Genomic DNA, 14,037 nt, shown 5'->3' on the forward strand with positions numbered 1-14,037 from the left:
TATTGGGGGTCAGTTCAATTATCGGAGCTTTTCAATTTAACCATAACGCTGATTTACCATAAAATAGGTAATTCACACTGCCATTGAAGTCCTGCTGCAAATATCAGTTTGCCTGGTACTTCAATGGCATACGGAATGACCTATTTAAAAGCATCAAATCTTCGATTTCAGTAACGCGATTAAGGCTTCTGCACAAGCATCAGATGATGCTGGGTTTTGTCCTGTGACAAGTAAACCATCAACTTCCACATGGCTTTGCCAATCTTCAGCCGTTTGATAGAGGCCGCCATTTTCTTTGAGCATATCTTCAACAAGAAACGGAACGATCTCTGTAAGTCCGACAGCAGCTTCTTCGGTATTTGAAAAACCAGTGACTTTACGATCCGATACCAAAAAGTCACCGCCTTCAGAGCGAACATGGCGGAATACGGCTGGCGCATGACACACAGCACCTACAGGCTTGTTTTGTGAAATAAAAGCTTCAATCAAGGCAATTGATTCTTGATCTTCAGCCAGATCCCACAATGGTCCGTGCCCTCCCGGGTAGAAAATGGCATCAAAATTCTGAGCATGCACTTGGTTTAGTTTCAATGTATTTGCCAACGTTTGCTTTGCTTGCTCATCCTGTTCAAAACGGCGAGTTGCATCTGTCTGCGCATCCGGCTGATTACTTTTAGGATCTATCGGCGGCTGTCCACCGTGTGGTGATGCCAGTGTCAATATTGCTCCCGCATCTTGAAAAACGTAATAAGGAGACGCAAACTCTTCCAGCCAAAAACCCGTTTTATGGCCGGTATCGCCAAGTTGATCATGCGATGTCAGTACCATCAGAATTTTCATCAGTTTCTCCCACAGCGAAGTGACTTCAACCCATAGAGGTTAGTTGGGTTCAGAGATAACTCGACCTTTACATCGATGAAAGACAGACATGAACCCAACAAAATAGGATGCCTCTGTGGCGCAGCCAATCCAAATCTAGGATTCAGGCATTAACCACCGGCAAGTTTTACGGTATGCCCTTTTTTCTCCAGAGTGGCTTTCAACAAATCTCGTTTATCACCTTGAATTTCAATGGTTCCGTCTTTCACTGAACCGCCACAGCCGCAGACTTTTTTCAGCTCTGCTGCCAGCAACTTCAGTTCAGCATCGCTCACATCTAATCCGGTTACGATACAGACGCCCTTCCCTTTTCGACCTTTTGTCTGACGCTGAATACGAACAACACCATCTCCCTTCGGACGTTCTGGTGCTGTTTTCTCTTCTTTGATACGGCCTGTTTCGGTCGAAAAAACTAATCGGCTGTTGTCACTCATTGAACTCGATCCCAATAACTGCTTGAAAAATGTGACCCGGTCATCAGGTTGAATAGAGATGTTTGCGACCAGTGTCAGCCCGAATAATATCAATAAATAGGCTTCTAACGGAAACGCATATGATTCGTAACGTAATCTTTGACTTTGGTGGCGTACTGTTTGAATGGAATCCACACAAAGTTGTTGAAACCTTCACTCATTCTAACTATGAGCAGGAGGTCTTGCTCAAGAATGTGTTGCAACATTCCGATTGGCTCGCCTTGGATCGCGGGACAATGCTGATGGCAGAAGTCATCCCAAAGTTTGCAGCTCGAACCGGTTTCCCCGAAGCTCGGATGGAAGATTTTATTGATCATATCCAGAGCAGTCTGAAGCTCATCCAGGCATCCAAAATATTGCTTGATGAGCTTATTGAACAAGATTTTCATCTCTACTACCTCAGCAATATGAGCACAGCCTTTTTCGAAACGTTGAACGAAAAACACAACCTTTCAACTTTGTTCGATGGTGGACTGCTGTCTGCAAGAGAACTGCTCTTAAAGCCGGAACCTGAAATATTCCAGAACCTTATCAGCAGATACGCCCTCATACCGGAGGAAACCTATTTCATCGATGATAGTGAACCCAATGTTCTGGCTGCACGGAAACTGGGGATCAACACCATTCATTTTTCAGCAACCCCGAATTGTTATCAAGAAATCCGCTCAGCTTTGAGACTAAAGATCAGTTAACTGAATCTATGCTTACTGAGTTATCTCTTTAACATTGCCCTGAACTAAGCATGGCGGCTTATGTCTATAGTACCCATCGTTGTGCTTTTATGTTCCCCTGGAGGTTTTGTGATTAAAGCTTTGATTCCATTTATGTTCATTGTTTTTGCATTGAACAGCCCTGTTTCTCTGGCTGAAGAAGGAAAAAGCAGACCTCAGGAAAAGAAATCTATCGTCGGGCAGGTTGAAACCATCAAGATGCCTGACTTGGACATGGAATTTCTGGCCCGTATCGATACGGGTGCCAATACAACCTCAATCAATGCTTATAACATTCGGGTATTAGGCGAAAAAAGCGAAGACATGCGCGAGAATCTCGGCAGTATGGTCGAGTTCACCACTGAGAATGAAAAAGGTGAAAAAGCAACCTACAAAGGTAAAATCGTCAAGGTCAGTAAAATCAGGAACGCGCAAGGTGTTGAACGCCGTTATGCGGTCAAAATGGATTTAAGCTGGAATGGTGAGCATAAACGGGTTTCCGTGAACTTAAGAAATCGCAGTAAGCTGGAATATAAATTGCTTATTGGCCGAAACTGGCTGATGGGTGATTACTTGGTTGATGTCGAGAAATCTGACGAAGACGATTGACCCCCATTTCTTGATGAGCATTGAAAATGTTGAATACCGGCTTGATTTCAGGTCGGTATTCTTTATAGTAATTCCAGACAAAAACTTTAGTTATAGTGCGTCAGAATGAAAAAAATTCCTACAATAAGCAACGAATCTGAAAAGCAGCGTAGCATTCAAACGTTCTCTCTACCGATAGAAGATGTTGAAGTGTGGAAAATTCTGACGCATCAACAATATTCTGCGAATACGCTGCTTGCATTTAAGAACGACTGGAACCACTTTCTGAGCTTTTGCCTGGAGAAGCACGCATGTGCCTTACCTGCTTCAGTAAAAATTGTGCATGAATTCATTGACCAAATGGCACAAAAACGAAAACTGGCAAGTCTGAAACGTTACATCGTCACTATTGGTTTGGTTCATCGCTGCCATGCACTCCCTGACCCATGTCGGCATACTGAAGTTCGTTTGGTACTGAACCGGTACAGACTTGAAAAGCAGGATGATTATAAAAATGCCGCCGCTTTTCGGGATGACCATCTGCAGCGCCTTGCTGAGCATTTCTCACTCGCAACCAAACCCAAAGATGTCCGTGATTTCGCGATATGGTCCATCATGTTTGAAGCCATGCTGAAACGGAGTGAACTGACAGCGTTAACGGTCGAACATTTGGAAATCGCCCCATCAGGCCTGATTACCCTAAATGTAAAAGAACACGCCATTGGCTTAAGCACACTGGCTTCACAAGCCCTTCAGCGTTGGTTAACCATCGGAATCATCGAAACTGGTAACGTCTTTCGACGCATCGACCGCCACGGGAATGTTGGTGATCAGCCGCTAGACCATTCCTCGATTTACCGAGTGTTCAGACGTGCCGGAGATGAACTGGGGATCAGCCACGACACTATCTTTTCTGGCCAGTCTCCCCGCGTTGGCGCGGTCAAAGACCTCTCTGATGCCGGTGTATCAATTCATGATATTCAATCACAAGGCCGCTGGAAAAGCCCGGCGATGCCCGCTCAATATGCTGGGCACAAAGATAAGCACGATACTGAAATCGCAAAGTATGTGAAAAATAAGCCTTGGCAAAAGTAATCTTGGGCAGAATACTCAGTCAGCTCGGCCCGGACGCCCATTGTGGTTGTCCCAGCTCCCGGACTGGCTGAGTAATACGCTCGAACAGTCTTTCCAGTGGTTTCAGCTCACCAAAATAGCCTGCCTGGTTGGCCTCCACCCATTCTTTCAGGTTGATCCCTTCCCAACAAATCTCATAGCCAGCATTTAAGGCCAGAATTTCAAAGAAAATACGCTGGACTCGGCCATTTCCTTCTCGAAAAGGATGGATTACATTGAGTTCACAATAATAATGCGCAATCCGGCGGATAAAGTCGTCAAAGTTCAGATGACAAAGGTACGCTTCCTCTGCCAGAGCATCGAATAACCGCTCGGCTTCTCTTTCAATATTGTTCGCGTGACAAAATCGTGTTTGTCCTTTCGTAATATCTACACGACGAATCTGACCCGCCCATGCATAGAGGTCTTGAAACAGAATAAAATGAATTTTCTTCAGGTAGGAAAGCTCAAAACAGCCAAACTCAGGCTCAAAATGCTCTGCACGCACACGGGTAAAATCCCGTTCCGCGCGGGCCAGCTCATCCTCATCTTCGATATTCAGCAAATTGATCAGCACAACAGAGTCGGGATAACAATCCGGATCCTGCTGAACGCCATACTTATCTCGCATAGGCCTTTTTCAGCTTCGCGATCAGTGCTTCTTCAGACAACGCAACCTCAGATGCTTGTTCTGCCACAGACAACGCATCCAACTCAAAACCTTCCAGCTTCAAACTGGCCCGATAGTTGCGCCTGCGCATTGCCCTGAACCGCTCCGCTTTTACTTTCTTCGTCAACATACAGTGCTTGTCGTGTCTTTCAGTGAGTATTACAGCCCATGAAAAAAACGCCAGTCAGACTGGCGTTTATATCATTTCTGTTTCATGGCAGTCTGGATTACTTTTCAGTGCCCTGAACTGATTACAGAACTGATTACAGAACTGATTCCAGAATCCCTTTCTTGATGGCTTTTTCCAGGTAGTCTGAAAATTGATGGCCATGATGAGCCAACATTTGCGGGAACATGGAAATTGGTGTCATTCCAGGAAAGGTATTGATTTCATTGAGAAGAATTTCATTGTCTTCACTCAGGAAGAAATCAATACGGGACAAGTCTTTCAGCTTCAAATGCACAAACGCTTTTCGGGCATAAGCTCTGATTAGCTCAACTTGTGCTTCACTGATATTCGTCGCTTCAACCACAGTCGTTGAATGACTGTCAGCGCTGTATTTTTCTTCATACGTGTAAAACTGACCATCGGGACAGCTGACTTCACCTGGCTTGGTGATAATGAGTTCATCACCATACTGATAAGCTGCCACTTCAAGCTCGCGGGGACGAATGGTTTTTTCAACCAGGACTTGATCCGAGAAGGTAAACGCGTTTTGAATCGCTTCTCTCAGACTGGCTTCATCTGTCGCACGATAACAACCTACAGATGATCCCTGACAAGCCGCCTTCACAAACACACTCCCCCAACGCTCTAGCGCGTCTGACGCACTTTTCAACGATTCCTCGGTCAGCTCACTGAGGAATACATACGGCGTATTCGGAATGCCAAGTGCATCGAACCACAACTTAGAGGTAATCTTATTAAAACAGTTGGTGCTGGCCTGCGGGCCACATCCGAAATATGGTAAACCAACCAATTCTAATAACGACTGAAGATCGCCCGTTTCACCCGGATAACCATGAACACAAGGAATCACATAATCCACCGGCACCTTCTCGCCTGAATCGGATTGGATGCTGCGATCAAGATTCAGTTGCCAACGTTGGTGATTTTGATCGAACCAACCCTCTGGCTTCATTTCAATTCGTGTATAGCGAATGCCATCAATCGACTGGAGATTCTGCTCAACAAAATTGGCAGAGACTAAAGACACTTCGTGCTCGGCACTACCACCACCACAAAGTAATAAAACATGAATTGGATTCATCTTGATCCCTTTTCAACCACTGCCTGCCGGCACATGAGACACCGCCAGACGATCAATTTGTTATTACCGTTGACACCAGTCTTCATTGACACTGATTTCACAAAAAACTTCAACAGCATTCAGGGCATCAACTATTGCATCTTATCTATCAGGCATCAAGCAATTGGCTGGATTCCGCTGCGTGAAAAGGGCTAAAGATACAAAAAATAAGCTCCTCATGTAGAGGAGCCCGGAATGTCAATTTTCAGTTAACTTTTGTCAGCTTAGGTTCTGGAGACTGATGGATTTTTGCCAGACTTCGAACAAATGGACCGAAAGACTGAATATCGCCTGGCAATTGCTGAATCGCCGCCTGTGCTTCCTCGACGGTTTTGAAATGACCATACAGCAAGGTATACCAAGGTTTTTCACGATACGTTTTCTGGTTGATCCACACTGGCTGCTGACCCGGTAGTTTCGCCACATAGGGTGCAAAACCATTGTTCTGACTTAACCCCAGTACCTGTACAGTAAAACCGGTTTCCGGCGCTGCAGCAAACTCATAACTTGCTTTTTGAGGCTCACGGCTTTCCACCAATGTTGCAGAAGCAGTCGGCATTGCTGCAACTGGCTCAGCAGAGACAGATTCCGACATGACTTCGGTTTGAGGCTGTGTTTCATTACTGACGACAGGGGCATTCTGAGCCGTTATTACCGCAGGTTCGGTCACTGGCGCAATCTCTTGGCTCAGTGGGACGACCTCATCACTCAAAGCAATGTCACCTGAAGTGAGTGGCTCAATCGGACCATTGATCTGCTCAACTGCCACAGGTTCAGCATCCACTGGCTGCTGTGCCAGTGCGGTTTGTTCCTGTTCTTCCAGTGTCGGGACAACAGTGCCATTGATCGTTTGACGTTCATTGTCTAGCGCACAGCCTGCTAAAGCTGAAGTAATCGCAACCATTAAGGCAAGTTTTTTCATTATCATCGTGCCTGATTTATTTGTCTTAAAAAGATTCTGCACCCCGGCCTGATACCAATCAAGCCTGCTCCGTTCAGGGTGCGTTATTATTGGCGTTATATCACAGGTTCAAAGCTCCCTAAATAATAGGTTGATTTTTTATTGAATTTCCAGCTTTTCATAAAACTGTACAAACAAAAAAATGACAGGGATGTTGCACAACTCACGTATCGGCCACAGACAAAGATAAGCAGATTCCATTACACTCACAGCAGCGAATCATCAGTCAGTGGTCATTCAGCGCATATTAACCTGTACTTATGTGTTCATAGCTGACGGCACTCGGAGAGCATTTTTACAATGAAAGGACTTGAATCTCTGCTGAAACCACGTTCAGTTGCCGTCATCGGCGCTTCTGACAACCCGAAACGTGCAGGGTATGTCGTGATCAAAAACCTGTTGTCCGGGAACTTCCATGGTCCCATCATGCCTGTCACCCCAAAGTATGATGCGGTTGCTGGCGTGCTGGCCTACCCGGATATCGATAGCCTACCTCGGATACCTGACCTAGCCATCCTTTGTACGCAAGGTCATCGTAACGTTGATCTGATTGATCAGTTAGGCCGAAAAGGGGTGAAGATGGCCATTGTGCTGGCCGCAGGTATGAATATCGACCTGAATGGTGACGGTGTCACGGAAGATATCCGGATGCATGAAGTCGCGAAACGATACGGAATGCGACTGATTGGCCCAAACAGCATGGGGATGATTCTGCCCTGGCACAACCTGAATGCTTCTTTCTCGCCAATTGCTGCCAATAAAGGCAACATTGCATTTATCTCTCAATCGGCTGCGGTCTGCACCACCATTCTCGACTGGGCAAAAAATAAAAATATTGGATTTTCGACGTTTATCTCGCTTGGCGATACCTGTGATATCAGCTTTGCTGAACTGTTAGATACCCTTTGCCGCGACAGTAAAACGCAGGCAATTTTGCTGTATATCGACTCCATTCGTGATGCCCGCCGGTTTATGTCTGCAGCACGTGCGGCAGCCCGGAATCGCCGGATACTGGTTCTAAAGAGTGGCAGAACCAAAATTGGCAGTGCGGCAGCCCATTTGCACACTGGTGGCGAAATCGGTCTGGATGCCGTGTATGACTCAGCAATTAAACGCTCCGGGATGCTTCGGGTGCATAATACGCATGATTTGTTTGCTGCCGTCGAAACGCTGGCCCATGCGGTTCCGTTACGGGGAGAACGTCTGGCGATTCTCACCAATGGGGGCGGCCCGGCCATTATGGCGGTGGATGCGCTGACAGAACGTGGCGGTAAGCTGGCAATCCTGAGCCAGGCAACCATCGACAAGCTTTCTGCGGTACTGCCTGTCAGTTGGTCGCAATCAAACCCGGTTGATATCGTTGGTGATGCCGACATTATGCGGTACGAAGCCGCAACAAAAATTCTGCTCGATAGCGATGACTTTGATGCACTGCTGATCATGCATTCCCCTTCTGCGATTGCTTCAAGTAAAGAAACCGCAGATCACATGGTGAAAGTATTGCGGCAGCATCCCCGTACCGCCCACTTTAATATTCTCAGTAATTGGGCAGGCGAAACACAGGCACAAAAAGCCAGACAAGTCTTTACGCAGTCAGGATTTCCGGCTTACAGAACGCCGGAAAGTGCCGTCAATGCGTTCATGCATTTAGTCGAGTACCGTCGAAACCAGAAGCAACTCATGGAAACCCCCGCCTCATTCGGTGAGACACAAAGCAATCCGGGTCATGTTCACCAGTTACTTGACCAGCTTCTCGAACAGAACATTGATCATCTGGAAACCCACGAAGTCAGGCCACTGTTGGAAAGTTACGGATTCCATACCCTGCCGACCTGGATCGCATCAGATCCGGCTGAAGCGACACATATTGCGGAACAGATTGGTTACCCGGTTGCCGTCAAACTGCGCTCTCCGGATATCCGCCACAAATCAGAAGTCCATGGCGTGATGCTGCATCTGCGAACCGCGGCAGAGGTCGCCAATGCATCCCAGGCGATTCTTGATCGGGTGTCACTGAACTACCCCAATGCACGAATTGAAGGTTTGCTCGTGCAGCGCATGGCAAATCGGGCGGGTGCGCAAGAAATTCGTATTGCAGTTCACACCGACCCGGTTTTTGGCCCAGTCATTCTGATTGGCGATGAAGCAGCGGAATGGGACATTCACCGCGATGCTGCAGTGGCCATTCCACCGCTCAATATGGCGCTGGCCAGATATCTGGTTATCAACGCCCTGAAAACTGGCAAAATTAAACAACGCAGTCTGCCTGAGCGTCTGGATATCCCTGCGCTGTGTAAACTACTCGTGAAGCTTTCACAATTGATCATCGACTGTCCGGAGATCACAGGACTCGATATCCATCCATTACTGGCTGCAGGCGAAGATATGACGGTCATTGACGCATCCATGACGATTCGCCCGTTCACCGGAGATACTCAGCAGCGACTGGCTATCCGGCCCTACCCGAAAGAGCTGGAACGCTTCATTACAATGAAAGATCAAACACCCGTTCTGCTGCGTCCAATCCGCCCTGAAGATGAGCCGAAACATAAAGCCTTTATCGCCAGAGTCTCACATGATGACCTTTACAACCGCTTTTTCTCTGAAGTGGGTGAATTCAATCACGAAGCATTAGCCAATCTCACTCAGATTGACTACGACCGCGAAATGGCTTTCATCGCTGTGAGTCTGGATCCTGAGACACATGAAGAGCAAGACATTCTGGGGGTCAGTCGGGCTGTTTCCGACCCGAGCAATGAAGACGCTGAATTTGCTGTTCTGATTCGATCAGATTTAAAAGGACAAGGTTTAGGGAGCACTTTACTCAATACCATAATCCAGTACTGTAGGCATCGAGGAACGTTGCGAATGACAGGGATCACACTACCAACCAACCATGGCATGCTGGCACTGGCCAGAAAGAGCGGATTCCAGGTCGAGGTTCATTTCGAAGATAAAACCGCTGAGCTGTTATTGCCCCTCCAGACAGAAAGCGAAAACGTCGTCAGCGAATGAAAAACACGCTGATCTGTGCTTCAGGTCAGCGTTGTACAGAGGGATCAATTCAGATGTTTTTTCCACAGCTGTTCAAGCTGTTGAATCGCCCAGGTTTTGGCTTTCCCCATCCGGCTCCGATTCCAGGCAAGCGCCAGTTCAAACTCCCGAACAGGGTTATCACCAATCATCACCAGCGTCCCGGCCGCCAGGTCATCCTGAATAAAACAGGCCGGAATCGTTGCAATCCCTAACCCTGCACGGAGCGCATTGAGCTTATCGTACATGCTGGATACCGTCAGCAGCGGTTGTTCTTCCAGAATATTGTGTGTCATTGGCGGCAGATTTCTTGCCGTGTCAGCAACGGCGATACCCCTATATTGCTGGCGGATCACAGGATCAAGCGGATCTTTATGCTGATGAATCGGGTGGTCTGGGTGAGCAACCCAGACAATATCCATCTTGCCCAATGGCTGAATTTTCACTTCCGGCGGTGCAACACTTGGTGGTGGCGCGATCAGAATGTCTGCCCTGTCCTGTGCCAGTGCTTCCCAGCATCCGGCCAGAATTTCCTCCCGAAATTTCAGACGGGTTTTGCTTTTCTTCGCCAAACCTTCCACAAGTGGGAACATCAGATCTAAACGGACCAGACCATCATAGGCAATGGTCAGCTCAAGTTCCCAGCCGTGCGCTAAGGCTGTCGCGTCAGACACCATTTCATCCGCGGCAGAAAGCAGTAACCGGCCTCTTTCCAGTAATAGCCTTCCCGCTTTGGTAAACACCGCTTTATGACCGGAGCGATCAAAGATCACTAAATCTAAATCCTGCTCCAGCTTTTGAACCTGATAACTGAGCGAAGACGGCGCCCGACCCAGCTCTTCAGAGGCAGCAGCAAAACTCCCGCGACGTTCAATGGCATCCAGGACCATCAATGCTTCAAATGATAATAACCGGCTCAATTTGTTTTCCCTGTGCCATGCCGCTATTGAATAACTAGCTTTTTTAACATACTCACCAGAAAATACCTATCGCCGTATCCCTTTAATGCATGGAATTCAAAGGTTGGAGCAACTGACGACGTTTTTTCTGTATCAAAGCGAATGCAATGAGCGCATAGAATCCCGCCTGCCCCCAAAGCTGAAGCCACCAGCCACTCACCTGAGCAAAACTGGCACCCATTTGATTTAAGCGTAAAAATCCATTGATTGCCGGTGTTGCTGGAATGAGCTGTGCCAACCAGTGCACGGGATCAGGCAGCGCGGAAACCGGCCAGACAAACCCCATCGAGAAAACCAGTGGCAGCGAACTCAGCACCACCACAACCGTCACCAGCTCTTTCCGCGGTAATAACTCACCGACCACCACACCAAAAGCTGCGACTGAAATCAGGAATGGCAAGGTCATAGCGACCATATCGCCCATTGATGCAAGGCGGCTGATGCCATAAGTGTCAAAGCTCAGACCAAAATAATACGCGCACAACGGAACATAGATGAGTGTAAACAACGCCACACGGACAAACAGAATTTGCCATGCTGGCAGAACGTCCCAGTATCCGTGCTCACCTCGTGTCCGTGCTTCATTTTGCGTTGCACTGACCAGCCCGGTGCCAATAATCAGCGTCTGATGCAAAATGAAAACGAATACAGCCGGAATAATATAATTGATGTACCCCATTGTTGGGTTAAATACAGGCTGCATGCTCAGCTTCATCGCAGAGTACTGTTCCGCTGCCAGTGCAATACTGTTTCCCTCAACCACCATACGGGCAACTTTCGCTTTGGCACTGAGTGTGCCCGTTGCCGTTGCCAAGCCTTCAACGACGGTTCCGTAAACTAAAAAGAGTGCTGCATCGCCAGAGAAAGAAACCGTTGGGCTGCTGCCAAGCAACAGGTCTCGATGAAAATGTTCCGGAATCAGCAGGATTCCTTTTACATCCCGATTCAACAGCCACTGCTTCGCCTCATCAAGGCTTGATGCAGTTCGCATGACCTTCACTTGTGGCGTGGCATCCACCATACGCACCAATGTACGGCTGATCGGGCTATTGTCGAGATTCACGACGGCAATCTGCTGCTCTCGTGGAAGCTGCTGAGCATAAGGCAACGGATAAAGCAGCGAATAAATCAGCACACCACCGAAAACCGTAAAGATGATCGCCGGGTTCGTAAAAATCGCTTTCAATTCAAGCCGTAAAATGTGACGCCAGCTCATGCCCTTGCCTCCAATTGACCTTTACGCCAAGACAGCATACGCAATACCGCCAGCCCAAATGCCAGAATGAATGTCGTTAAAATCAAAAGCTGTGGCATCGCCTGAGGAAGGCCCGTGCCATAATCAACCTGCTGAACCTGAATCTCAATGTAATGGCTGACAGGCAGCAATGCGCGCCATGCGGCTGCGAGCGTCGGCATGTCGGTTGCCGGGAAAGTAATCCCCATAAAAGCAAAGGCCGGCGCTGTAAAACCCGCGACGAAACTCATTGCCCGCGTCACATCCATCGCCACAAAAAAGAACAGCGTCGCCATGCTTAAACAGGCAATGACCATCAGTGCCTGCGCCAGCAGCAAAATGCTCCAACTGCCGTGCATCGGCCAGCCAATCAACACATACAGTCCCCACAGGAACAGCATGCCCTGAGCCATGAAAACCAGACCATAAGGGAATAATTTACCCAGCAACAAAATCACCGGTTTTTGGGCCAGCCAGGGCAACAGGCCCTGACGACGTTGTTCAACCGCCAGTGCCATGACCGTTGTTGCGATCATAAAAATCTGCCACAACGCCGGAATAATGCCGGATACCAGAAACTGACCATAGTGAGCGTTACTGTTAAACAAAGGGGTGATCTGATTACGCACCGGCAAAGCTTGCCCCAATGCCTGAACTGGCACGGTGACGCCACCAGCCATTTTCTTCATCGTATCGACACCCGCGGTATAGGTTGCCTGAGCCGAGACAAAAGCACTGTTCACCAGTTTAGCGATCAGAATAAATTGCGCGTTATACAACACAGTGACAGACGGCGAAGCACCTCGGAGTGTCTCCTTTTCCAGCGCTTCCGGAATCACCGCCAGCGCATAGATATCCCCGCTGCGCAGCATGGCTGAACCTTCTTCCACGCTGGTAAACTGCTGTGTGACAGCCAGAGTCGGACTCGCGTCATAATAACGCACCAATCCACGAGACAGACGGCTTTGATCAAGATCCACCACACCAACCGGCAGATCTCTGGCAATCCCCTGAGAAAAGATCCACCAGACCAGAACAAACAGACATACCGGCAACACAAACAGCATTGCTTTCAGCCACGGTTCCTGCTGAATGATACGGCATTCTCTCTTAAAAGCAGTCAGCAACATATCACTCTACCAATACACTCATACCAACGCGCAATCCATCGACTGGCTGAGTTGGCCGTGCTTCGACTTCGAATGTACGCATATCAAACCCTTGCTGAGCATCGGTCGTCCGCCAGGTTGCAAAATCTCCCATCACCGACAAATGCGTGACCTGAAACTCGTATTTGCTCTCCCCCAGTGCAGGAATCCGCGCAGCAAAGGTTTTCCCCTTGGCAAAATCTTTCAATCGGTCTTCACGCACATGGAATACAGCCCAGGCATCATCCAGATCGACAATGTTCACAACCGGGAATCCCTGTGGTGCGAGTTCGCCATCGTGCAATAAGATCTGACTGACTTCACCATTATGCCAGCTTGAAATTTTGGTATCGGCTGCATAAGCTTCGACTTCAGCAACAGCACCGGCGGCCATGCGTTCCTGCTCCTGAGCAGCACGCTTGGTTTCTTCACGGGCACCTTCTTTCGCCATTTGATACATCTGAAATGCTGCTTGCTCGGTATAAAGAGCAGCCTGCCATTGGGTATAGGCTTCATCCCGTTTTTGCTCGGCAACCACGCCATCGTGATACAGGTTGTTTACTCGGCGATAAGTCTTCTCACTCAGTGCAGATGCCGCTTTCGCTTTCTGCCACTGATCCTGAGCTGCCGCAACTTCCTGAGCACGCGCGCCATTCTCTGCCTGATCAGCCATCGCGCCGGCCGCTTGCTGACTGGCTTTTGCCTGTTCCAGTTTGGCATCAATTTCCGGGCTGAGGATGGTAAAGATCAACTGACCTTCGCTCACTTTATCGCCTTTTCGCACCAGCACCTGGTCAATCCTGCCAGCCACTTTTGAAGAAATGTTGTACTGTTGGGCCTCAATTTGTCCCTGTAAACGTTCCGGTTGTGGCTGATACGCCACCCAAAAGCGATAACCCAACCAACCTGTCAGTGCCACAGCGGGTAAAACCACTGCAAGAGTTTTCAACTTGCTCATC

Annotated in this window: 14 protein-coding genes; 4 read left to right on the forward strand and 10 right to left on the reverse strand. The window is 48.3% G+C overall.

Annotation, left to right across the window (positions count from 1 at the left end; all coding sequences use genetic code 11):
* Positions 1-153: 153 nt before the first annotated feature.
* Together EA58_RS18850 and yciH are read right to left on the reverse strand one after the other, a co-directional pair.
* Positions 154-840 carry a type 1 glutamine amidotransferase domain-containing protein gene (locus EA58_RS18850; protein ID WP_036756564.1) on the reverse strand — a complete coding sequence of 229 codons (687 nt, stop codon included), beginning with the start codon at positions 838-840 and terminating at the stop codon, positions 154-156.
* A gap of 149 nt (positions 841-989) precedes the next feature.
* Positions 990-1,313, reverse strand: coding sequence for a stress response translation initiation inhibitor YciH (gene yciH / locus EA58_RS18855; protein ID WP_036756567.1), 324 nt, complete (start codon positions 1,311-1,313; stop codon positions 990-992).
* Positions 1,314-1,432: 119 nt separating this feature from the next.
* On the opposite strand from yciH, the gene EA58_RS18860 reads away from it, so the two are divergent.
* The 3 genes from EA58_RS18860 to EA58_RS18870 all read left to right on the forward strand — a co-directional run bounded on the left by EA58_RS18860 (position 1,433) and on the right by EA58_RS18870 (position 3,745).
* Positions 1,433-2,044 (forward strand): HAD family hydrolase, encoded by a 612-nt coding sequence (locus tag EA58_RS18860; RefSeq protein ID WP_036756570.1) that lies wholly within the window; start codon positions 1,433-1,435, stop codon positions 2,042-2,044.
* Between the two features lie 108 nt (positions 2,045-2,152).
* On the forward strand, positions 2,153-2,671 hold the full coding sequence (locus EA58_RS18865) for an ATP-dependent zinc protease family protein (RefSeq protein WP_036756573.1): 519 nt from the start codon (positions 2,153-2,155) through the stop codon (positions 2,669-2,671).
* A 105-nt stretch (positions 2,672-2,776) separates the two neighbouring features.
* Positions 2,777-3,745: a tyrosine-type recombinase/integrase gene (locus tag EA58_RS18870; protein ID WP_036756576.1), complete on the forward strand. Its 969-nt coding sequence runs from the start codon at positions 2,777-2,779 to the stop codon at positions 3,743-3,745.
* 19 nt (positions 3,746-3,764) lie between these two features.
* Here the strand turns inward: EA58_RS18870 and EA58_RS18875 are convergent, their stop codons facing one another.
* The 4 genes from EA58_RS18875 to EA58_RS21160 all read right to left on the reverse strand — a co-directional run bounded on the left by EA58_RS18875 (position 3,765) and on the right by EA58_RS21160 (position 6,665).
* Positions 3,765-4,394: a putative adenosine monophosphate-protein transferase Fic gene (locus EA58_RS18875; RefSeq protein ID WP_051642234.1), complete on the reverse strand. Its 630-nt coding sequence runs from the start codon at positions 4,392-4,394 to the stop codon at positions 3,765-3,767.
* The gene (locus EA58_RS18880) at positions 4,384-4,563 is read right to left on the reverse strand and encodes a YhfG family protein (RefSeq protein WP_036756578.1); all 180 of its coding nucleotides are present in this window, start codon (positions 4,561-4,563) and stop codon (positions 4,384-4,386) included. The genes EA58_RS18875 and EA58_RS18880 overlap by 11 nt, the downstream gene beginning before the upstream one ends.
* Before the next feature lie 133 nt (positions 4,564-4,696).
* Positions 4,697-5,704 carry a D-alanine--D-alanine ligase gene (locus EA58_RS18885; RefSeq protein ID WP_036756581.1) on the reverse strand — a complete coding sequence of 336 codons (1,008 nt, stop codon included), beginning with the start codon at positions 5,702-5,704 and terminating at the stop codon, positions 4,697-4,699.
* A gap of 244 nt (positions 5,705-5,948) precedes the next feature.
* The gene (locus tag EA58_RS21160) at positions 5,949-6,665 is read right to left on the reverse strand and encodes an SPOR domain-containing protein (RefSeq protein ID WP_051642235.1); all 717 of its coding nucleotides are present in this window, start codon (positions 6,663-6,665) and stop codon (positions 5,949-5,951) included.
* A gap of 339 nt (positions 6,666-7,004) precedes the next feature.
* Between EA58_RS21160 and EA58_RS18895 the strand changes: the two genes are divergently transcribed.
* Positions 7,005-9,719, forward strand: coding sequence for a bifunctional acetate--CoA ligase family protein/GNAT family N-acetyltransferase (locus tag EA58_RS18895; RefSeq protein ID WP_036756584.1), 2,715 nt, complete (start codon positions 7,005-7,007; stop codon positions 9,717-9,719).
* Between the two features lie 44 nt (positions 9,720-9,763).
* Here the strand turns inward: EA58_RS18895 and EA58_RS18900 are convergent, their stop codons facing one another.
* From EA58_RS18900 to EA58_RS18915, 4 genes are all read right to left on the reverse strand, one after another.
* Positions 9,764-10,657, reverse strand: coding sequence for a LysR family transcriptional regulator (locus EA58_RS18900; RefSeq protein WP_081819761.1), 894 nt, complete (start codon positions 10,655-10,657; stop codon positions 9,764-9,766).
* Between the two features lie 82 nt (positions 10,658-10,739).
* Entirely contained in the window at positions 10,740-11,912 is a 1,173-nt protein-coding gene (locus tag EA58_RS18905) for an ABC transporter permease (protein ID WP_036756586.1), read from the reverse strand.
* The gene (locus EA58_RS18910; protein WP_412177951.1) at positions 11,909-13,057 is read right to left on the reverse strand and encodes an ABC transporter permease; all 1,149 of its coding nucleotides are present in this window, start codon (positions 13,055-13,057) and stop codon (positions 11,909-11,911) included. The genes EA58_RS18905 and EA58_RS18910 overlap by 4 nt, the downstream gene beginning before the upstream one ends.
* A 4-nt stretch (positions 13,058-13,061) precedes the next feature.
* Entirely contained in the window at positions 13,062-14,036 is a 975-nt protein-coding gene (locus tag EA58_RS18915) for an HlyD family secretion protein (RefSeq protein ID WP_036756591.1), read from the reverse strand.
* Position 14,037 lies beyond the last annotated feature (1 nt).

This window comes from Photobacterium galatheae (assembly GCF_000695255.1).
Classification (GTDB): domain Bacteria; phylum Pseudomonadota; class Gammaproteobacteria; order Enterobacterales; family Vibrionaceae; genus Photobacterium; species Photobacterium galatheae.

Coding starts and splice junctions, on each gene's coding strand:
- EA58_RS18905 (WP_036756586.1), bottom strand. CDS start 11,912: ATGAGCTGGCGTCACATTTTACGGCTTGAATTGAAAGCGATTTTTACG.
- EA58_RS18895 (WP_036756584.1), top strand. CDS start 7,005: ATGAAAGGACTTGAATCTCTGCTGAAACCACGTTCAGTTGCCGTCATC.
- EA58_RS18850 (WP_036756564.1), bottom strand. CDS start 840: ATGAAAATTCTGATGGTACTGACATCGCATGATCAACTTGGCGATACC.
- EA58_RS18870 (WP_036756576.1), top strand. CDS start 2,777: ATGAAAAAAATTCCTACAATAAGCAACGAATCTGAAAAGCAGCGTAGC.
- EA58_RS18885 (WP_036756581.1), bottom strand. CDS start 5,704: ATGAATCCAATTCATGTTTTATTACTTTGTGGTGGTGGTAGTGCCGAG.
- EA58_RS21160 (WP_051642235.1), bottom strand. CDS start 6,665: ATGAAAAAACTTGCCTTAATGGTTGCGATTACTTCAGCTTTAGCAGGC.
- EA58_RS18860 (WP_036756570.1), top strand. CDS start 1,433: ATGATTCGTAACGTAATCTTTGACTTTGGTGGCGTACTGTTTGAATGG.
- yciH (WP_036756567.1), bottom strand. CDS start 1,313: ATGAGTGACAACAGCCGATTAGTTTTTTCGACCGAAACAGGCCGTATC.
- EA58_RS18875 (WP_051642234.1), bottom strand. CDS start 4,394: ATGCGAGATAAGTATGGCGTTCAGCAGGATCCGGATTGTTATCCCGAC.
- EA58_RS18915 (WP_036756591.1), bottom strand. CDS start 14,036: ATGAGCAAGTTGAAAACTCTTGCAGTGGTTTTACCCGCTGTGGCACTG.
- EA58_RS18880 (WP_036756578.1), bottom strand. CDS start 4,563: ATGTTGACGAAGAAAGTAAAAGCGGAGCGGTTCAGGGCAATGCGCAGG.